Raw genomic sequence first — 19,803 nt, forward strand, 5'->3', positions numbered from 1 at the left:
AAATATTGACGTTCGCACAGTCTGCACAGGCTTCTCAAGAATTGTCTATAGGATGCCTAACAGTCCGGTTATATAGTAGATATTGTAATGAAAGGGTTTACATGAATCCGAACGTAGAACATCAGAACATCCAGGAATATAAAAAGAGAGGTGCAAGATGATGCCGTCGACAGCAGAGTTAACGACCAAAGGCATGGCGAAGACCCACTCCCGCAGCTGGACAAATTTGGCCCGGCACAAATATGTCTATTTACTTGCTTTACCAGGCGTGCTGTATTTCATCGTCTTTAAATTCGCTCCGATGTGGGGGCTAGTGCTGGCCTTTACCGAGTATAATCCCTATGCAGGAATCAGCGGAAGTGAATGGGTGGGGATGAAGCATTTCGTCGAGCTGTTTTCGGACCCCAACTTTTATATCATGCTGCGCAATACGTTTGCGATCAACATCTTTGGTTTAATCTTCATGTTTCCCGTTCCCATTGTGCTTTCCCTAATGCTGAATGAAGTGAGACATGAGGCGTTTAAAAGATTTAACCAATCTATCGTCTATTTGCCGCATTTCTTGTCTTGGGTTGTCGTTGTCAGTCTAACCTTCTTCATCCTGTCTTCGGATGTGGGGATCGTGAACAAAGTCATTACAGGCTGGGGGCATGAGTCGATCGCCTTCTTATCCAATCCTAATTATTTCTGGGCGCTTATTACCGCACAAAATATGTGGAAAGAAGCCGGCTGGGGAACAATCATCTTCTTGGCTGCGATGGCGGGGGTAGATCCCCAGCGGTACGAAGCAGCTGTCGTAGACGGAGCAAGCCGCTGGAGACAAATCTGGCACATAACGCTGCCTGCCATCCGGCCTACCATCATTATTTTATTGATTTTGCGTCTGGGGCATATGGCGGATGTCGGCTTCGAGCAGGTGCTTCTGATGATGAACCCACTTGTTTCTTCCGTAGGGGAAGTATTCGATACGTATGCCTACAGCATTGGCGTATTGCAAGGAAAAGTCAGTATCGGTGTGACGGTTGGGATGTTTAAAGGCGTGGTCGGTTTGGTACTGGTCTTGGTCTCCAACTATATTGTGAAGAAGCTGGGGCACGAGGGGATATATTAAGGTGATCAGGGATTGAAAAAGGGAGGATGGAACGATGAGCTTTGTTGCCAAAAAGAAACTAACCATGTTTGATTATGTGAACTATTCTCTGTTGGCCTTGATCTCGATTGTGTGTTTGTTTCCATTTATTTATGTGTTTAGCGTATCCTTCACCGATCCGAAGGTGTACATCCCGCTGAAATTTTATTTGTTTCCAGACAAGTGGTCACTGTCCGCTTATAAATATATTTTATCGACCAACAGCTTTATCCATGCGCTGAAAAGCACGGTGTTCGTCACGGTCATCGGAACGATCTTGAATCTCATTGTCTCTTTCAGCTTCGCTTATGTGTTGACCAAGAAAACACTTCCGGGAAGAAAGATCTTACTGGCAGCCGTCATTTTCACGCTGGTGTTTAATGCGGGCATATTGCCGAGCTATTTGCTCATCAAGCAGCTGGGACTGCTGAACTCGTATTGGTCGCTGATTTGGCCAACGCTTACCAGTGCGTGGAGTTTGCTTGTCATTAAAAGCTTCCTGGAGTCGCACCCGCCGGAGCTCGAGGAATCCGCACGCATTGACGGGTGCACGGAGATTGGGGTATTTCTGCGTATCATCATCCCACTGTCGATGCCGGCAATTGCCGCATTTATGCTGTTCTTTGCTGTCTCTCATTGGAACACGTACTTCAACGCACTTATCTATATCTCGGATTCCAAAAAGTGGACGCTTCAAGTGTTGATTAAATCCCTTGTCATCGATTCGGACTCCACCGGTGTCGGACAAGCGGGCGCGGGCGGAGACGACAGGATTGTGCCTCAGGAAACGATCCGCATGGCGGCTATTATGCTGGCTATGGCTCCTATCCTGCTTGTTTATCCTTTTTTGCAAAAGCATTTTGCCAAAGGTGTCATGCTGGGTTCTGTCAAAGGGTGATTGAAGGTTGATCTATACAACAATTTTAATGTCAAAGGATGGGTATGAACATGAATGAATCAGCATCAGCAGGAAAAGTCAAAATCGGTTTTATCGGTCTGGGAGTAATGGGCAAAAGCATGGCGCGAAATCTGATGAAGGCCGGATATGGCCTGTACGTATACAGCCGAACGAAAAGCAAGGCGGAAGATTTGTTGCAAGAAGGCGCAATATGGAAAGATGGGGCTGCGGACGTAGCTCGCAATGCGGATGTGACGATTACCATGGTCGAGTATCCCAGTGATGTGGAGAATATTTTCCTAGGACCTTCAGGAATTGTAACTGCTGCGAAACCTGGTTCCTATTTGATTGATATGACGACCTCAAGTCCAGCATTGGCGTTGCGGATTTACGAGGAGTCACGGCAAAGTGGACTACAATCGTTGGACGCACCAGTCTCTGGCGGAGATATTGGAGCTAGAGACGGGAAGCTATCCATTATGGTTGGCGGTGACGAAGAGGCTTTCGAAGCCGTTTTGCCTGTCTTTCAAGCGATGGGGAGCAATATCGTCTATCAAGGAGCAGCAGGCGCTGGTCAACACACAAAGATGTGCAATCAAATAGCAATAGCAGCCAATATGATGGGAGTTTCCGAAGCGTTGGTTTATGCTGAACGATCGGGTTTGAATCCTACCAGGGTGCTGAAAAGCATAGAGACCGGAGCTGCCGGGAGTTGGTCGTTAAGCAACCTTGGACCAAGGATTATTCAAGGTAATTATGAGCCGGGATTTTATGTCAAGCATATGATCAAGGACTTGGGCATTGCCTTGCAGTCAGCTGAAGATATGGGGCTTGAGGCATACGGGCTATCGCTGGCAAAGACCCTGTATGAAAGGCTGGCTGCAACAGGGGAAGAGAGCAGCGGTACGCAGGCATTGGTCAAAATATACCGTTAGAATCGCCAGAATTTCTAATGAAGCGGAGGGACGTCTATGAAACTCGTTTACGACCACCAGGATGAGATGATCCTGTTCGGCATGAATCAAATCAAGAAGAGTTTGGATGCGAGGGGACAGTTTTTCGTTGAGCAGTATAACGGCAAAGGCTTGGTACTGACGCCTGAACGGGGAATCGTCGTTCAGAAACTACGTGTACAGAAGGGCGAAACCCCCGGTGAAGAGCAGGCCTTTCGCCTGTCCCGTCAAGGGGAATTGATCCGCATTGAAGGCGCTGATTCTCGTGGACTTATGTACGGATGTCTGGAATACGCAGAACGGTTGGCACGCGGAGCGGAATTGGCGGATGGGGAAGAGATGTACCGTAAGCCAGCACTACGCTTGCGCGGCATTAAATTTAATTTGCCGTACGCACCTTTTGATTCAGGAGATCCATTCGTCTTGAATGAGGGAACGTGCATGGATATTGGCTTTTGGAAAGCTTATATCGATATGCTCGCGCTAAACCGGTACAACTGTTTAAGTTTGTGGTCCGAGCATCCCTACGACCGGATGGTTGTCTCTCCGAAATTCAGAGATGCCAATCCGTATAGCGATTCAGAAATCAATCAGAATATCCGGTTCTTCCGGGAGATGTTTCGTTATGCCGCCAACAGAGGGATCGACATTTATCTCTTTACTTGGAACATCCGTATAACCCCGGAAGTGGCGAAAGGTCTGGGGCTCCCTGAAGCTGTAGGAGATTTCGGCAATATGTACGATAACCTGATTCACCGGGTTGGATACCCGCTGAATCGCTTTCGCGGTGCATCAGAATTGATTAGAGATTACATTCGTGAAATGGTGCTTCAGCTGCTGCTCACTTATCCTGAGCTGAAAGGGTTAGGGACTTCGGCCAGCGAATGGATGGACGGCAACGGGTATGAACGTGAGAAGTGGATTGTCGAGACGTATGTGGAGGCGATCAAACAGTCGGGAAGAGACATCCCATTTATTCATCGCACCAATATGCAGAATGCGGGCAAAGAAATTAAAGAAATGGTGCAGAGCCAATTCGATTCCGACCAATTTTATATCAGCTGGAAATATTCGAATGCCCATTGCTATTCCCATCCGGAGCCTCAATTTGAGCGTCTCTGGGGTGCTTGGGAGGGCATCGACCTGGAGAAGACCAACATTCTGTACACGGTTCGCAACGACGACGTGTTCACCCATCGGTGGGGAGATCCCGAGTACGTCCGCGCTTATGTCAAGGGCATGATTAAGACGCACGTGAAAGGCTTCTACTGGGGAGCAGACGGTTACTTGTGGGGCAACGATTTTCAACATGTTGAGCATGGGCACAAGACATGGAAGTACGATTTTGAACGGCATAGCTTCCAGTTTCAGCTCTGGGGCCGGCTGTCGTACGACCCTGAGACAAGTGACGGCGTTTGGGTGCATCTATTGAAGTCCCATTACGGTCCGGTTCATGCGCCTCTTTTCTTGGAAGGCTTGCGAAGCGCCTCTTCTGTCATACCGGCTGTCAACCGCTTGTTCTGGATCGATTATGATTTCCAGTGGCATGCCGAAAGCTGCTTGTCGGAGGTCAGCGGTTTCAAGACAATTCTGGATTTCGTGAACGCTGTACCTATGCCTGGGGTCGGTGTTATGTCCATAGCCGAATATGCAAAAGCAGAACGGGAAGACAGCGCAGAGAGACTGCTCGAAGAGTACCGTGAAACACCTGTTGATATCGTGAAGCTGCTGCAAGAGGCTGCCGATCTGACCGAACGTGTCGCCATCAAGCTGTCCAACGAGCTTGGTGAGTTATGCTGCAGTCATGCTGCTTGCACACTTCACGACCTTTTTGCCTACGTAGAGATGTCGAGGTACTATGCCTGTAAATTTAAAGCCTCTCTTGAGCTTAATCGCTTTAAATTAAACGAACATACCGGGCATAAGGCCGAGGCCGTTACCCTCTTGGAGCAGGCAGCTGCGCATTGGGAAAAACTCGGACATTACTGGAGCTTACATAATAAGCCTTACTTTATGGCTCGAGTCAAACGCACCTTCGGGTATCCCTATTACTTGGAAGATGTGAGAGCGGATATTGAATTGGCACGTCGATTCGAAAAATAAGAAGGAGTTTATTTCAATGCGTGGTTTTGCCATTTTGCTGGGATTTAACATGCTGGGAATTGCGCTGCAGCATTTCGCCTACATTCCGCTTCCCGGTAATGTTATTGGATTGATCCTGTTTACGCTGGCTCTGTTTAGCGGCATCGTCCGGTTGGAATGGGTGGAAACCAGCACGCAGTTTCTGCTGCGCCATATGCTTGCCTTTTTTGTTCCCTATATCGTGGGGATCTTGGCCGTGTGGCCGCTGCTCCAAAGCATGCTGCTCCAGATTGCGCTCAGTCTTGTGGTCAGTACGCTCGTCGGCTTGCTCGTCAGCGGCTGGGTGACGTCGGCTATGCTGAAGAAAAGGGAGGTTTCCTCAGGTGGGTAATGCGTTCTTTCAACAGCCGATGTTTGGCGTTTCATTAACGCTTATCGTGTATGCAATCGCGCAAGGGCTGCACAAAAAATGGAGCAAGCTGCACCCCCTTTTCATCACATCGACGGGTATTATTGCGATATTGCTTATTTGTGGCATCCCCTATGAATCATATCGGGTTGGCGGGGATTATATTGCGTTACTGTTGGGTCCGGCTACGGTAGGTTTGGGCGTGCCGCTTTACAAGCAGACGAGGTCGATTGGCCGTAATCTGCCGGCTATTCTAGCTGGGCTTACAACCGGTTCCATCAGCGCGTTAGTCTGCGCGGGTGGCATAACGTGGAGCTTAGGAGCAGCGAAAAACATTTGGGTAACGATGATCCCTAAATCGGTGACGACACCGATCTCGGTTGAAATCGTCCGCCATTTGGGCGGCATCCCCGAGCTAGGTGTTATCGTGACAACGTTGACAGGTCTGATAGGGAGCATGATTGGCCCTGAATTGTTAAGGCTGTGTGGCGTCAGGGCCGATATCGCGATCGGAACAGCCATCGGAACCGCTTCTCATGGGATCGGAACAGCCAGGCTGGTCAAAGAATCGGAGCTGCAGGCCGGTGTCAGCGGTTTCGCAATGGCGGCAACCGGGATTTTTATTTCATTGCTTGTTATTCCGTTGTATTGGATATTGCAGTAAACGAGGCTGTCTCAAAGGTCTGTAATGACCGTAGGGGCAGCTTTTTTACAAAAAAAACAATGCCGTAACAGTTTGTCCGAGCGTAAGGGGAACTACGATGCGCTATTCCTTAACGAATGAACCGTTTCCTCCAATAGCGGGAACTAGTTAAAGTAGCGTGATCCCACCAATAGAATCTAAATAGTTAAAGTACCATCAACTCACCAACTGCATCTCAACCACCTGCATCCCCAATAGCAATTATTGTAACGGACACAGAAGACGTTATTCCGCCTATTGGACTGAATTTGAGGAGCTAACGGACTGGAGCGCCGTTATTTATTGAATTTGCTGCTATTTGAGGTATTTTCTTGGCCAATAGCGGCTCTGGAGTCCGTTAGATATTAATTTTGCCGGGAAAATGGAGAATAAGGTCATCTCAGTCCGTTAGCCGTATGATCCCGCCAAAAGTAGCAAGATAGTTAAAGGATCATGAATTCCTCCAATAGAATCTAACTAGTTAAAGTGCCATCAAACCCACCTACAGCATTTCACCACCCGCATCCCCAGTAGTAATTATTTGTAACGGACACAGAAGACATTATTCCGTCTAGCCCTGTAGTTCTGTTCCAGATATCGCATAAATAGTGCCCTGTAGTTCCAGTAAAACTTGTTTGCAGCCAGTGGTTCAGGTATGGAAAGGAATCTGAAATTCTACGACGGTGCCCTGATCAGGCAGCTTTGAGAAATGCATCAAGACCGAGTCGCCGTAGGAGAGCACGAGCCGTTGATAAACATTGGATATCCCGGTATGCTGATGAAAATAAGGATCATCGTCGTCCATTTCTCCACGAGTCATCTTGTTGATTTTCTCTAAATCCGTATCCTTTATGGAGTTGCCTGTGTTTTCAATGCGGAAAAAGAGCCAGGTCTCTTGCCTATGTATACGAACAACTAACTTAAAATCATCTGCCTTCATGACAGGAGTCCAACCATATTTAAGAGCATTTTCGATAAACGGTTGGATGACGAGCTTCATAACCGGCAAGTCCAATAGATCCGGGCTCACTTCCCAATCACAAGCGACCTCTACGCCGTTTCGGTGCCGGTGAATTTTTAAAAAGTGAGTAACAAAAGCCATTTCATCGCGCAGGGTAGACCAGCCGTGATCACTCTTTGCGTTATATCTCATCATGCGTGATACGCTTTGCACCACGCTGCGAACGGCTTCACCATCCCGCTTCATTGCCAAAGATTCAATCGTTTCAAGCGTATTAAATAGAAAGTGCGGATTGATTTGTGCCTGAAGCAGCAGCAGCTCTTTTTCTTTTTCTTTCACTTTGGATGCATACAGTTGGTGTTCGACTCGTCGCAGCCCGGAAATCAGCGGAAACGCGATAAAACACGCGGCGAGCATGCTTAGAAAGGCAATGAGTAAGCTCCACAGCCTGGATTCCTTAACGCCCTGCGTTATCGCGTCGAAGGGGGTTAATAACACCATTTGCCAACCTGTGGGAGCAATTTCTTGGGCAATAACTTCAAAGTGTTCACCCTCTGATTCAAATAAGAGCTCTTCGTTCGGTACTCCGCCTTTATGAAGAGCGATTTCGAGATTATCATGAAGTTCTCCGGAAAGCGGTTGTTTGGATATGACGTTTCCACTAGCGGGGTGATATAATAGGATTTGACCGTCGCCAGATTCGTAAGTCCCATTCATAAGGCTTCGAAAATGTTCAGCTTTGATTTCAACGATGAGCCACGCATTAATTTCCCCACTGATTAGGTAAGTAACCGGCCTAATAAGTGAAATACTTTCTTGGGGAGGGCCAAGCGTATAGAGTGTTTGATGCAGTTGGCTCAGTACGGGTTTGTACACGGAAGCTGCTTTCATAAAAAGCGGATCCGAAGCAAAGTCATAACTATAATTCATACTTTTCTGATTGGAATTATATAATATCTTACCTTCTTTATCCATATAAATGATGCCCTCAATTTCCGGATGGGATTGGAGCAAGGGGTCTAGCTTCGGGCGAAAAGTAAGGATGCTGCCGGCTTGACTGACGATATCGTCTTTAGGGATATTCATATACTTTTGAAAACTCGAATCAATCACAAGCGGGTCCAGGGATTGGTTAATTTCTTGAACCGATTGCGAGACCTCTCTGGCAGCATAGCGGGCGAACTCCGATGAGACGGCTGAAGAATGAAGCAGGCTGGAGCGAACCATTTGATAGTGCCAGCTTAAACTGGCGAGCAGGATAGGTATAATTGTAATAATAAGCACTATCACTAAAATTTTGTATTTCAATGAAAGTGGCAGGGCTCGGAGTGAGCTGCGCACAAAGCATTCTCCTTCCGGGGGCTATTTGTAGTTTTGATGGCGGATTCTCTGTTAGTTTACAATAAAAATTGCTGTTGAGGTGGCTTCATATGAAAATTTGTGTAGCGGATGATGAGAAAGAAGTTCGGCACAGCATCGTAATGAAATTAACGGAATCCCACCCCTATGCCAATGTCTTTGATGTAGGTTATGGATACGAGGCACTGGAGCAAATCAAGCTCATACGTCCTGAACTCGTTTTTTTGGATATTCGAATGCCTGAATTGGATGGTCTCGAGATGTTGGCGAATGTGATGAACGCGCTGCCTAAGACAAAAGTTATCATGCTGACGGGCTACAACCACTTTGAGTATGCGAAGAAAGCGGTACATTTCGGTGCATCCGACTATTTGCTTAAACCCGCTGATGTCGATGAAATCAAGCAGCTCGTGCATTTGACCTACGATCGATTGACCCAACAGCTGGGAATGGAACTGAACGGCGCGCTGGGAACAACGATGATCGAAGGTTTATATTATAGGAACATTACTTACTGGTTCGACGATCGTGTTCGAAAGTCGATTATATTCGAAGATGAACTGGTTCATGCCGAAACTCATGGTAAAGCCATTTGCGGATTTGAATGCCAAGGGCAGAGAGTCCTGATTGTGGCGGTAGAGCCATCTTACAGTGGAGGGAGCTTTCGAGATTCGGGCGAACTTACCCGACTGTGGCCGGTGGAGTGGAAAACCTGGGAAACGAAACGGTTTTTTGATAAAGATTTCTTGCATCGTGGACGATTCAGATTGAATGCGGATTCAGCAGGCGGACTTAGGCTGGGTGTTGTTCGAGCGGTGAAGACAGCGGATCGGGAGAAGTTGAATGAAGATCTGTCCCTGTGGATCCAGGAGCTGCAGAGTCTGCAGGCCAATGTGGTTCGGGAGGAATGCGCGAAGCTGGTTTCTCTACTCGATTCGGACTTAACCGAAGGGCAAACCTTTAACATTTTGGAGTATGGACCTAAGGAGACATGGCTGCGGGAGGTGGAGCGCTATGCGACTTGGCAGGAGCTGAGGACCTGGTTGCAGGAGTGGGTGATGAAGCGCTTTGAACAGCTGCATCCTGTGACTGTTCCTAGAGGCTCCGCTGATTGGTTTGAAAAGGCATTGAGTCTTCTGGAGCTGCGCGCCGACATGGACATTACCTTGGAATCGTTGGCGGCGGAGGTCGGCGTACATCCAGTAACCCTAAGCCGCATGTTTAAGCAGCAAACTGGGCTAAATTTTGTCAGGTACCTGACGAGGAAGAGAATGGAAAAGGCGAAGCGGATTCTGATTTCCGGCGATCAGCCAATTGCGAAGCTTGCCGAAAGCTTAGGCTACCAGGATCATCGATATTTTACATCCTTATTTAAAAATGAGTGGGGAATGACGCCGGGGGACTACCGGAAACAGCATGGCTCAAGCATTGGAGAAAAATAAACGGTTAAAAAATTCGCCTATAGGCTAAATTTTTCTCGCTGTTAGCCGTCTTCAAATGCCGTATGATGAGATTACATTAAAACCAAGTATACCAATGTGTTTTAAATGGATGTCTACCGGAAGACCGGCGATGTGAATAATTTTGTCGGAGGGGTTAGGATCTATGAAAAAAAGAGGGTTAACTAGCTTTGTATGGCTGCTGGCTGCAGGGATGGCCATCAGCGGCTGCTCGAATAATGGCACAAGTGGTACTGAGCAGAAGGTAGAAGGTCAAAGTAAAGAGCAGGTTACGATCAAGTTTTGGCACCGTTGGCCGGAGTCACAGCAAGCTTTGGAGCAAGCAATCAAAGAATTCTCTGATAAATATCCGAATATTAAGGTAGAGCTGCCCGCAATCGCATCTTCTCAATATGCAACCCAGCTGCAGGCTGCAGTAGCAAGCAACGACCTGCCGGATATTTTCGCCAACGCCAATGCGGTTCCTGTCGATCAACTGAATCGTCTTGGTCTTATTCGCGATATTGACGATGCTGTACAAGGTTATAAGGATAAGTTCTACGAGGGAACCTGGACCGAGGGTTTTACCACGTTGAATGGAAAAGTTTATGCCTTGCCTCATTTCACACCACGTCGTTACGCTCACGTACTTTATTACAACAAAAATGTGCTGAAAAACGCGGGCTTATCCGAGAAAGACGTGCCAAAGAGCTGGGACGACTTGGTGGCGGTCGGTGCCAAAATCAAACAAAGCGGCAGTGATGTATATCCATTAATTTTGGGAATTAAAACCGACTGGCTGGCCAGTGGTTATTTAGGTCAAATGGCGACGGCGATTAAACCGGAGGTCGTTCCTAATGACGGTTTTAATTTGAAAACAGGACAGTATGAATTTGATTCTCCGGGGTATGTGGAGAGCATCGAGTTTATTAAAAAACTTCAGGACGATAAGCTGCTTCATCCAAACAGTCTGGTTATCGATTACAGGGAAGCATCCAGTTTATTTGCCGGGGGCAAGGCGGCTTTCGTCATCGACGGCACGTTTTTGTCCTCAGAGCTGCAGCAAAATAACAAATTTAACGATTTTGGCGTCGCCCCATTGCCAACGAAGGACGGAAAGCCTCAATATTATGCGTTCCAGGGAGAAACGAAGGCGACGCTTCATGTAAGCAAAAATACGAAGCACTATGAGGAAGTCAAGCTGTTCCTGCAGTTTTACATGGATCGATACTACACGAAACAGCTGGAGCTTGGCGTAGAGGGGTCACCAATTGTCGAACAGAACAAGACGGTGAAGATTGACAATCCTCCATTTGTTGAAGCCCAGAAAATTCAGGACCAAACATTTGTCCTCTCACCGCACCCGTTCACGCGCAACCGTGCAGCCGTCCAAGTGAATACGGAACTGAATGGGAAGAAGCCGAAGGAAACGGTCGGTAAAATTCTTGAGGGATATTTAGCCGGTCAAGTCAAGGATGTGAAAGCCCAGCTTTCGCAATTGACGTCAGGTTATAACAAAGCGTTGCAGGAATCCATAGACAAAGTGAATAAATCCGGAACCCCGGTGCAGCCGTCGGATTACCAATTCCCCAACTGGACCCCGCTGCAACCATATTCGACAGACAAATATAACGAGTTGAAAAAATAAGCGCGTGCGACTGGCAGCAGGGCAGTGGAGGGCTTACGCCCGAGGCTGCCTGATTACTGCTGTGAGCTACAGCCCAGAAGGAGGGAATTCCGTGAGTCGCACTGCATCCATGATTCGATGGCCGGTTTCCCGCCGGATGCGAATCCGCTACTTATGGGCCTACGCCTTGATCGGACCGCAGGTGTTATTTTTCCTCGCGTTCACCGTGTATCCTATCGTGATGAGCTATGTGTACTCTTTTTACGAATGGAGCGGATTCGGTCCTCTTGAAAATTTTATCGGATTGGATAATTTCATCAAGTTAGTTCATGAACAAGCGTTCTGGAATGCCTTTCGCAACAGTCTAATCTATATGACAGCTAAGACATTAATTCTATTGCCGACTACGCTCATGCTTGCTCTCGTTTTGAACCAGGCGCTATTTAAAGGCAAGGTATTTTACCGGACGGTATACTTTTTACCGGTTGTAACAACCACCTCGACTGTGGGGATCGTCATGAAATTCATTTTCGGCAACGAAAATGCGTTAGTTAACGAGGCACTGATGGGGCTGGGAGCTCTTTCCAAACCAATTCCATGGCTTGGTCAGGCCGATACCGCAATGTTCGTGCTGATTCTGATCGGCTCGTGGAAATTTTTCGGCATGGTGCTAGTCTATTGGCTGGCGGGGCTTCAATCACTGCCCAAGGATGTTTACGAAGCGGCGAAAACAGACGGGGCGAATGGCGTACAAACGCTGCGGCATATTACGCTTCCGCTGCTTGCCCCGGTAGGTGCTGTTATTCTTTTGCTAACAGTAGTCAACAGTATGCATGTATTCGATTTAGTCAAAACCTTGACGGGCGGAGGTCCCTTCTACGCGACAGAGACGGTGGATCTGTACATTTACAATTTCGCCTTCAGCACAAGCGGCTTCCCACAGATCGGGTATGCGTCGGCGGCCGGTATTGTATTTGGTGTTGCCATCTTTATATTGACTGGACTTCTTGGTCTTCTTGTAAAATGGCTGCAGCAGGCAGGAGGCAGGGGATGATGACAAGAAAGAAAGGTTATCTGGCGAGTGGATTGCTTCACATCCTGCTGACGGTATTCGGCTTCATTTGGATTTATCCTTTTATTTGGATGATCTTCTCTTCTTTGAAAACGAATCAGGAGTATATCACCTCGGGCTTAAAGCTCTTTCCCGAATCTATGCAGTGGATGAACTATGTACGAGCATGGAAGGTTGGCCACTTCTCCGATTATTTCATAAACTCGGTGATCGTGACGGTATCGACAGTCATTATTGTTACCTTGCTGTGCATGTTGACCGGCTATGCGCTCGGTCGCGTCAACTTCCCGGGAAGAAAGGTGCTTATAGTTATCTTCAGCGCTACGATGTTTATACCGAAGGGATATACCATTATTCCAGTGTATTTGATCGTGAAACAATTGGGACTCCTCAATACGATGCCTGGTGTCATTTTGGCGGAATCCTCCGGTGCCCATGTGTTGTTCATCCTGCTGTTCATGGCTTATTTCCATGGCTTACCAAAGGAGCTGGAGGAGTCCGGGGAGATGGACGGGAGCGGTTTTTTCCGGATCTTTTGGCAGATCATGCTGCCTCTATCAAAACCGATTATCGCGACCACAGTCATTATGCAGTTCATTTGGACCTGGAATTCGTTTTTTGTTCCGTTGGTGTTTACACTGAATAAACCCGAGCTGCGTACGCTTGCGGTTGGTATGTTTTCGTTTGCTGGAGAGCATACGATAGACTGGTCCGGTATGGCTGCGGGCGCATCCATTTCGCTGGTGCCGGTTATCCTCGTATTTATTGCATTTCAGAAATATTTCATAGAAGGTATTTCCGGTTCGGTCAAAGGATAATAAATTTAGCCAGGGAGGCTGCTCTGAATGGAAAAAAAACCGCATATCGTTATATTCAATCCTGATCAATGGAGGGGGGACGTCCTTGGGCATGTCGGAAACGCTGCGGCGGTAACGCCGGTGCTCGACCGATTGGTGGAGATCGAGGCCGTTTCGTTCCGCAGCGCCTTTTGCCAAAACCCAGTGTGCACACCGAGCCGATGCTCGTTTATGAGTGGCTGGTATCCCCATGTGCGGGGTCATCGCACCATGTTCCATATGATGCAGCCGGATGAACCGGTTCTTCTGCGCACGTTAAAAGAGCAGGGCTACTCCGTATGGTGGGGCGGGAAGAATGACTTGGTTCCAGCGGAGAATGGCTATGACGCTTACTGTGATATCAAATATAAACCGGAGAAGCAGCCGCGCCCGGAGACGAATCTGCACGGATATGATCAGTGGAGGGGCGAGCCGGAAGGGGACAACTATTACTCTTTCTATGCCGGCAAACTTGAGAAGGATCCAGCCGAGGAAGCTTATTATGACAACGATTGGGCGAATGTATTAGGAGCCATTGAATTTATCAAGAATGCTCCCGAGGATCAGCCGATTTGCCTCTACTTGCCACTGCTTTACCCTCATCCGCCTTACGGTGTGGAGGAGCCTTGGTTCAGCCAGATTGACAGGGAGAAGCTGCCGCCGAGGATTCCGGCACCCGACAATTGGGAAGGCAAGCCGAGTCTGCTTAAGGGGATTTACGAAAGGCAGAATCTTCAAAGATGGACGGAGGAACGCTGGGACGAGCTGAGGGCGACTTATTACGGTATGTGCTCCCGAGTGGATCATCAGTTCGGGCTGCTTCTCGATGCATTGAAGAAAGCGGGTATTTATGACGAAACAGCGGTGTTCTTCTTCTCCGATCACGGTGATTTCACAGGAGATTACGGGATCGTGGAGAAAACGCAGAATACGTTTGAGGATACGTTAACCCGGGTACCTTTTGTTATTAAACCGCCGAAACACATTCCCATTGTACCGGGAGTCAGCGACGCTCTGGTGGAATTAATTGATTTTCCCGCTACGGTCGAGGCGTTACTTGACTTGAAACCGGAGCACACTCATTTCGGACGTTCGCTTCTGCCGCTTCTGGCCGGGGAAACGGATGAGCACCGCGATGCCGTCTTTTGCGAGGGCGGCAGAATCCATGGTGAAATTCACTGCATGGAGAAGGACAGTGTCACCCAAACGACGCCAACCGGCTTGTACTGGCCACGAGTAGGATTGCAGCAGAGTGAAGAGGCGGAGCATACAAAGGCCGTCATGTGCCGCACCAAAACACATAAGTATGTAAGGCGCTTATATGAGTCGGATGAGCTTTACGACCTGCAAAGCGATCCCGGCGAAACTGTCAATCGGATAAATGATCCTTCTTTCGCCGGCGTACTCGCTGAACTGAAGGACCGGATGTTGACTTTTTATCAGGAAACGGCGGATGTAGTCCCGCACAAGACCAACCACCGTTTTTAGCAGGCTTTGATATCGTTCGAAGATGAGGGGCGTCGCTTGCCCCTTCATCTGCGATGATTTAGGGATGGATTAGGCTCTAAGTTTTTCCATCCAATTTATAATTTGCTCGGCTCGATGGTCATAGGTGTGGAATTGACGTACATAGCTTTGAGCTTTACCTGCAATAAGCTGTGCTTCTTGCAGGTTATTTAAGTAATAATCGATTTTATTCATCAAATCATTCCTCGATTGATACAACACGAAATGAGTCCTGTCCTGAAACAGCATTTCCTGTTCGGGCGCATAGTCCGTAAAAACTAAAGCCCCACAGCCCATTCCTTCGAAAATCCGCATATTGAAAGCCTTAATCGAATCAGCTGTATGATTAAAAACAATTTTGGATTTCCCGTAAAGTGAGCTCAGATCATGAAGAAAGACTTTTTTATTGAAAGAAACCGTTCGTTTGCCCTTGAGTTCCGTTTCCATATATTTCATTCTGGCCTCCCGCGTACGGTACAAGGCGCTTTGTCCACCGACAAAAGAAATGTCAAACGGCCGTTCTACCAAAGGAGTCGCTGAGTGAAAAATATGCGGATCAACGCCGAACGGGAAGAAACGAACCGGAGCCGGGAACTGATGCGCGAGATGTAGGGAATGAGCCATGAGCAGCAGATCCGGTTTATACCATCCGCACATCTCAATGTTCGCGTTTAGACGATTTTCACCGTGATGGATCCAGAACAGTTTCGGAATGGTAACGAGATGTATGTTTTTGACAAGCACTTTCGGGCGAGAGGGACTTTCAACAAAGAGTACGCCCAGATAGGAGCTCAAGTTGATCGCGGCAAAATCAACAGTTTCTTCCATTCGAACGACTCGGACGCCAATTCGGCGAAAAGCGTCTTCTAAGTATCTTCCTGGGGTGTACGGAGTTTTTCCATAGCACATTAAAATGGCGGGTTGCGGTTTTGCTATTTCATTGGCGTCCATTGCGCAGCTCCTCTCTTAACGTGTTTACAAAAAAGGCGGCGGACAGCCTTCCTGTATATTTGTTGACTTCTTTCTTCATGGTTTGAACCAAAGTAGCGTGATTCTTTTCAATGTCTTGGGATAAACGCAGGATTTCAAGGTTTACGGAAGGGTTATCGGTTGGTATGACAAAGGGCAGCATGGAGATAGAGGCTGCGAAGTCAAACATTTTGAAGCGATAACCTAATGAGATAAAGGGTACCTGCATAACGGCAGAGAAAATAGCAGCGTGAAGCTTTAAGTTAATGGTAAAGCGGCACTTTTGGATTAAAGCCATAAGTTGATAAGGATACACGGTATCCGCGAGTTTCACTTTGCCGGGTCTGTTTATTTTATTTAATAACCGTTTGCTAGCCGGGACATCTTCTGGCCATACATTGTATAAAAGAATAGAGTAGCCTTTATGGATCAATAACTTAGCGGCTGCTGCAAGCTGATCTTCGACAATGTCCTCTTTGCCTCCGAAAATTTGATTATTCGCCGTTCCCCAATTGATGCCGACAACCGCATCTTGCGGATCGAAGTATTGCGTAAATAACCCTTTAGCTCTATCGCCCGGTTGCAGTAAGAAAGCGGGATCTCCGCTAATCTGAACTTTCGATGTATTCACGCCAATGGATTGTAGAAATCGGTGGCTTAGCGGCCCTCTGACGGCTGTGTAGCGAGAATATGAAATGATTTTATTTAATTGGTTGATTATGTTTGGATCGACGATGTTCATTGGCATTTGTTTCTTGTTTAGTAAGCTATCGAGACCGGCTCTTCCGGCAATTTTATCGACCCCTGAGCCCCAAATATAGATTGATTTCTTGAGCTCCATCGCTTTGCTAAGCAAGGAAATATAACTTGGAGCAAGCAGAGAGCCGCCGCCAAGGACGATGATATCGTAGCCGGAGATATGCGCATACTCTTGCCTGCAAGCTTCCAACAAGCTCAATTCATTGGGGATGAATCGTCTGGTTTCCTGCTTGAAGATGTCCCACATGACTTCGTCTCCTGCATTTCGATACCCAATTTCACCCAAATATAATAGTTTGGCCAAGATGTGACCTCCGTTCAGAAAAAGTTGCTACAACTACATCATATTCAAGGTTTACACATATGTTATATATTCATAGAAATCAGGCTGTCGACACTTAGTCGACAGCCTGATAGGCATTCATTTGTTAATCTTAGGACTGAGCTGTAACGACAACTTCATCAATATAAGTGCCAGCAACGCCTAATTCAATTAATGAGGCAAACAAGATAAAGCGAATTCTGGCTTGCTCAGCTAGGGCAGGTTTAGGACCTGTCACTACAACGTGCGTTTCCCACTCTAGCGAAAGATCAATATCCGTACCTGGCATGTCTTCTAGTACTTCGCTGGAAATCACGGCATAGCCGCCATCTGCTCCTCGTTGCCATACGATCTGAACTTGAATATTTCCGTTTACAATCGGAGCTACTGCCAAAAGTCGACGAAGCGCATAGCTCACACGTAGGTTAACGGCATCAGCAGGGACAGGGAATGCTTGGCTTATGACTGCATTGCCGGGAAGTAGTGCGACAAGTGGACCTAATGTGCCGACAAAGCTGCCTTCGAATGCGCCTGTTATTGGATTTACTGTACCGGCTGTACCAGCTGTTTGCCATGGGTTAATGCCAGTTTCAAAGGAAAAGTTTTGAATTAAGTTTAGAGACATTTTAGTTGCACCTCCTCCTTTTTCAGACATGCCATATCATATGCTCGGTATTTACCAAACTCTTCCAACATATGTCTAAGTCTTCTAAAATGTATGTTTGCTAGGGATTCATATAACTAGATTTCCAATAATAGGTATATCCAGTCCGTCATCTGCCCCTTTCCATTTCATGATAGGGTGCATCTATTAGAAGTATAGAGATGAAGCCGGAGGATGAATGATGAGAGAAGTGATACCAGGCCGTGTAAGTATCATCGTTCCTTGCTATAATTCGGAAGCTTATGTGCAATCGTGTTTGAATAGTGTTTTTAAACAGACCTATAAGGAAATAGAGATCATTGTTGTGGATGATGGATCAACGGACTCAACTTGGAACAAGATTCATAGATGGAAGGAGATTAAAGAGCAAACGGCAAAAACATTCTCGTTTGAAGATCGTTTCTATGCCGTAAAGCTGCCGCGCAATACAGGTTATGCGGGAGCGGTCAATGTGGGCATGTATTTGGCCAAAGGCGAATTCATTGCCATGCAAGATTCAGACGATTTATCGCATTCCAGAAGGATTATGAGGCAAGTCGAATCCATGCGCGAGCATCCATCCCTTGATATGATTGGAACCTCCTATGAATATTTCCAGGATGGTCACTTCGAAAGCCGTAAACGGGAGCAATGGCTCAGCTATGGCGTTTCTAAAATAAATGCGGTCTATAAAAACGGTGGTCATTGTGTTTGTCATGGAACGATATTATTCCGTGCTGGCGTGTTCGATCAGATCGGAGGACCGATTAGGCGTGGTGTCGGTGTCGAGGATTACGATTTCATTGCACGCTGTATAGCAGCAGGTATGAAGGTAGACAATCTGAAAGAACCCCTTTATTTCTATAGAAGACATGAAAACCAACGCTCAAGGGAGTTTTTCCGAAAATAGAAATGATCTGACATAACGAGTCAGGAAGGGAGACTGGGATGCGAAAAGTTTTCTATGTAGGGTGGATTGGTTTCGGCAATATCGGAGACGACTTAATGTGGGATGTTTTTCGTGAAAGTGCTAATCTCATGATGCCCGAACAACCTGTTACGGTCGTACCCTCCATGCCAGGCGTAAGTTTACAGGATGTGGCTGATTATGATGTCGTGGTACTTGGCGGGGGTTCCCTGCTTATTCCAGGTTATGTGGATGTCTTGCATCATGCTTTGAAGCAAGGGAAGCAAGTGGCTGTATGGGGCAGTGGCGTCGATTGGATAACTAAAAAAGATATGTTAAGTCTATCAAGTGGAGATACAGGGAGGATTCAGTATCAAGCAACGCCTGAACATAGGAAAATGCTGAAGAACATAAGCCAAAATGCTATATTCTCCGGTGTGCGGGGACCGCTTACCAAAAAGCTGCTGGAATATCTTGATGTGGATGCCGATAGGTTCATCGTAAGCGGAGATCCGGGTGTATTGCTGTGTTCGGATGATTTGGAGCCGCCTATCAATACCAAAATGTGGCCTTCTAATGAGAAGGTTGTGGGGATCAACTGGGGGACTTCCTATAACCGGATTTATGGGAGTCAGGAAGAGCTTGTGGAGAATCAATTAGCGGAAGCTTGCAAGATGTGGATACAAGCGGGCTACAAGCTATATTTATATTACGTATGGAACCCTGATAGAGAGGCATTGACAAGGTTGGCGGATAAGATCGGCAGCCCGGAAGCTGTGCGGATCGCACCGAAGGTTTATTCGGCGCAAGCGTTGATGAGGATTATGAAGCGCTGCGCATTCACAGTAAATTTCAAGCTGCACGCTAATGTCATGTCAGCTGCGGCTGAAGTTCCCTTCATCGCACTTGGTTATCGGATGAAAACATTTGATTTCGTAGAATCAATCGGGCTGCACTCCTCTGTAGTTTCAACGGACGAGGAGCGGCTTGCGGAGAAATTAGAACAAACCTCATCTCACATTCTAGAGAATTGGGATCTCGATAGGCATCGCCTACAAGCTAACATTTCTGCTTATCAAACAAGCTTACGCTCTCCTTTCCTTCATGCATGGGGCTAAGAAAATGGGTTTTATGGAAATTTAAGTAATCGTTATAAGCAACCATGCCAAGATCGTCCTCATCTCATACATTATAGGAGTACAAGACAAACAGCCCCGGTGCCAGCGCACATGGAAGGAGTGAGGAATTTG

General features: G+C 47.2%; 17 protein-coding genes. 13 read left to right on the forward strand and 4 right to left on the reverse strand.

The window, feature by feature from the left end; translation table 11 throughout:
• Positions 1-193: 193 nt before the first annotated feature.
• From ACUN27_RS09380 to ACUN27_RS09405, 6 genes are read left to right on the forward strand one after another with little or no spacing between them, the layout of a single operon-like run.
• Complete coding sequence (locus ACUN27_RS09380) at positions 194-1,111, forward strand: ABC transporter permease (protein ID WP_379172534.1); 918 nt, start codon at positions 194-196, stop codon at positions 1,109-1,111.
• 34 nt (positions 1,112-1,145) lie between these two features.
• Positions 1,146-2,027 carry a carbohydrate ABC transporter permease gene (locus ACUN27_RS09385; RefSeq protein WP_315951811.1) on the forward strand — a complete coding sequence of 294 codons (882 nt, stop codon included), beginning with the start codon at positions 1,146-1,148 and terminating at the stop codon, positions 2,025-2,027.
• Positions 2,028-2,077: 50 nt separating this feature from the next.
• A complete protein-coding gene (locus ACUN27_RS09390) occupies positions 2,078-2,962 on the forward strand; it encodes an NAD(P)-dependent oxidoreductase (protein WP_315951809.1) in 885 nt (294 codons plus the stop codon).
• A gap of 36 nt (positions 2,963-2,998) precedes the next feature.
• Complete coding sequence (locus tag ACUN27_RS09395; RefSeq protein ID WP_326060392.1) at positions 2,999-5,083, forward strand: hypothetical protein; 2,085 nt, start codon at positions 2,999-3,001, stop codon at positions 5,081-5,083.
• Positions 5,084-5,099: 16 nt separating this feature from the next.
• On the forward strand, positions 5,100-5,453 hold the full coding sequence (locus tag ACUN27_RS09400; RefSeq protein WP_315951807.1) for a CidA/LrgA family protein: 354 nt from the start codon (positions 5,100-5,102) through the stop codon (positions 5,451-5,453).
• Complete coding sequence (locus ACUN27_RS09405; RefSeq protein ID WP_326060391.1) at positions 5,446-6,135, forward strand: LrgB family protein; 690 nt, start codon at positions 5,446-5,448, stop codon at positions 6,133-6,135. Before ACUN27_RS09400 ends, ACUN27_RS09405 begins: the two co-directional genes overlap by 8 nt.
• A 667-nt stretch (positions 6,136-6,802) precedes the next feature.
• Here ACUN27_RS09405 and ACUN27_RS09410 read toward each other — a convergent pair.
• Entirely contained in the window at positions 6,803-8,455 is a 1,653-nt protein-coding gene (locus tag ACUN27_RS09410) for a cache domain-containing sensor histidine kinase (protein WP_326060390.1), read from the reverse strand.
• Between the two features lie 89 nt (positions 8,456-8,544).
• Between ACUN27_RS09410 and ACUN27_RS09415 the strand changes: the two genes are divergently transcribed.
• The 5 genes from ACUN27_RS09415 (at position 8,545) to ACUN27_RS09435 (ending at position 14,935) form a co-directional block, all read left to right on the forward strand.
• Entirely contained in the window at positions 8,545-9,915 is a 1,371-nt protein-coding gene (locus tag ACUN27_RS09415; protein WP_326060389.1) for a response regulator transcription factor, read from the forward strand.
• Positions 9,916-10,078: 163 nt separating this feature from the next.
• Positions 10,079-11,560: an ABC transporter substrate-binding protein gene (locus ACUN27_RS09420; protein WP_326060388.1), complete on the forward strand. Its 1,482-nt coding sequence runs from the start codon at positions 10,079-10,081 to the stop codon at positions 11,558-11,560.
• A 91-nt stretch (positions 11,561-11,651) separates the two neighbouring features.
• Positions 11,652-12,593 carry a carbohydrate ABC transporter permease gene (locus ACUN27_RS09425; RefSeq protein WP_326060387.1) on the forward strand — a complete coding sequence of 314 codons (942 nt, stop codon included), beginning with the start codon at positions 11,652-11,654 and terminating at the stop codon, positions 12,591-12,593.
• On the forward strand, positions 12,590-13,429 hold the full coding sequence (locus tag ACUN27_RS09430) for a carbohydrate ABC transporter permease (RefSeq protein ID WP_326060386.1): 840 nt from the start codon (positions 12,590-12,592) through the stop codon (positions 13,427-13,429). The genes ACUN27_RS09425 and ACUN27_RS09430 overlap by 4 nt, the downstream gene beginning before the upstream one ends.
• A gap of 27 nt (positions 13,430-13,456) precedes the next feature.
• A complete protein-coding gene (locus ACUN27_RS09435; RefSeq protein WP_445558791.1) occupies positions 13,457-14,935 on the forward strand; it encodes a sulfatase-like hydrolase/transferase in 1,479 nt (492 codons plus the stop codon).
• A gap of 69 nt (positions 14,936-15,004) precedes the next feature.
• Here the strand turns inward: ACUN27_RS09435 and ACUN27_RS09440 are convergent, their stop codons facing one another.
• From ACUN27_RS09440 to ACUN27_RS09450, 3 genes are all read right to left on the reverse strand, one after another.
• The gene (locus ACUN27_RS09440) at positions 15,005-15,904 is read right to left on the reverse strand and encodes a glycosyltransferase (RefSeq protein WP_315951802.1); all 900 of its coding nucleotides are present in this window, start codon (positions 15,902-15,904) and stop codon (positions 15,005-15,007) included.
• Positions 15,891-16,985, reverse strand: coding sequence for a polysaccharide pyruvyl transferase family protein (locus ACUN27_RS09445; RefSeq protein ID WP_326060384.1), 1,095 nt, complete (start codon positions 16,983-16,985; stop codon positions 15,891-15,893). Before ACUN27_RS09445 ends, ACUN27_RS09440 begins: the two co-directional genes overlap by 14 nt.
• A gap of 130 nt (positions 16,986-17,115) precedes the next feature.
• Complete coding sequence (locus ACUN27_RS09450) at positions 17,116-17,628, reverse strand: hypothetical protein (RefSeq protein ID WP_445558792.1); 513 nt, start codon at positions 17,626-17,628, stop codon at positions 17,116-17,118.
• 220 nt (positions 17,629-17,848) lie between these two features.
• On the opposite strand from ACUN27_RS09450, the gene ACUN27_RS09455 reads away from it, so the two are divergent.
• Both ACUN27_RS09455 and ACUN27_RS09460 read left to right on the forward strand, forming a co-directional pair.
• Positions 17,849-18,556, forward strand: a complete 708-nt coding sequence (locus ACUN27_RS09455) for a glycosyltransferase family 2 protein (RefSeq protein WP_315951796.1) — start codon at positions 17,849-17,851, stop codon at positions 18,554-18,556.
• Between the two features lie 38 nt (positions 18,557-18,594).
• Positions 18,595-19,671, forward strand: a complete 1,077-nt coding sequence (locus ACUN27_RS09460; protein WP_445558793.1) for a polysaccharide pyruvyl transferase family protein — start codon at positions 18,595-18,597, stop codon at positions 19,669-19,671.
• Positions 19,672-19,803 lie beyond the last annotated feature (132 nt).

It is taken from the genome of Paenibacillus sp. WC2504 (assembly GCF_052682475.1).

Coding starts and splice junctions, on each gene's coding strand:
- ACUN27_RS09380 (WP_379172534.1), top strand. CDS start 194: ATGGCGAAGACCCACTCCCGCAGCTGGACAAATTTGGCCCGGCACAAA.
- ACUN27_RS09385 (WP_315951811.1), top strand. CDS start 1,146: ATGAGCTTTGTTGCCAAAAAGAAACTAACCATGTTTGATTATGTGAAC.
- ACUN27_RS09390 (WP_315951809.1), top strand. CDS start 2,078: ATGAATGAATCAGCATCAGCAGGAAAAGTCAAAATCGGTTTTATCGGT.
- ACUN27_RS09395 (WP_326060392.1), top strand. CDS start 2,999: ATGAAACTCGTTTACGACCACCAGGATGAGATGATCCTGTTCGGCATG.
- ACUN27_RS09400 (WP_315951807.1), top strand. CDS start 5,100: ATGCGTGGTTTTGCCATTTTGCTGGGATTTAACATGCTGGGAATTGCG.
- ACUN27_RS09415 (WP_326060389.1), top strand. CDS start 8,545: ATGAAAATTTGTGTAGCGGATGATGAGAAAGAAGTTCGGCACAGCATC.
- ACUN27_RS09420 (WP_326060388.1), top strand. CDS start 10,079: ATGAAAAAAAGAGGGTTAACTAGCTTTGTATGGCTGCTGGCTGCAGGG.
- ACUN27_RS09430 (WP_326060386.1), top strand. CDS start 12,590: ATGATGACAAGAAAGAAAGGTTATCTGGCGAGTGGATTGCTTCACATC.
- ACUN27_RS09435 (WP_445558791.1), top strand. CDS start 13,457: ATGGAAAAAAAACCGCATATCGTTATATTCAATCCTGATCAATGGAGG.
- ACUN27_RS09440 (WP_315951802.1), bottom strand. CDS start 15,904: ATGGACGCCAATGAAATAGCAAAACCGCAACCCGCCATTTTAATGTGC.
- ACUN27_RS09450 (WP_445558792.1), bottom strand. CDS start 17,628: ATGTCTCTAAACTTAATTCAAAACTTTTCCTTTGAAACTGGCATTAAC.
- ACUN27_RS09455 (WP_315951796.1), top strand. CDS start 17,849: ATGAGAGAAGTGATACCAGGCCGTGTAAGTATCATCGTTCCTTGCTAT.
- ACUN27_RS09460 (WP_445558793.1), top strand. CDS start 18,595: ATGCGAAAAGTTTTCTATGTAGGGTGGATTGGTTTCGGCAATATCGGA.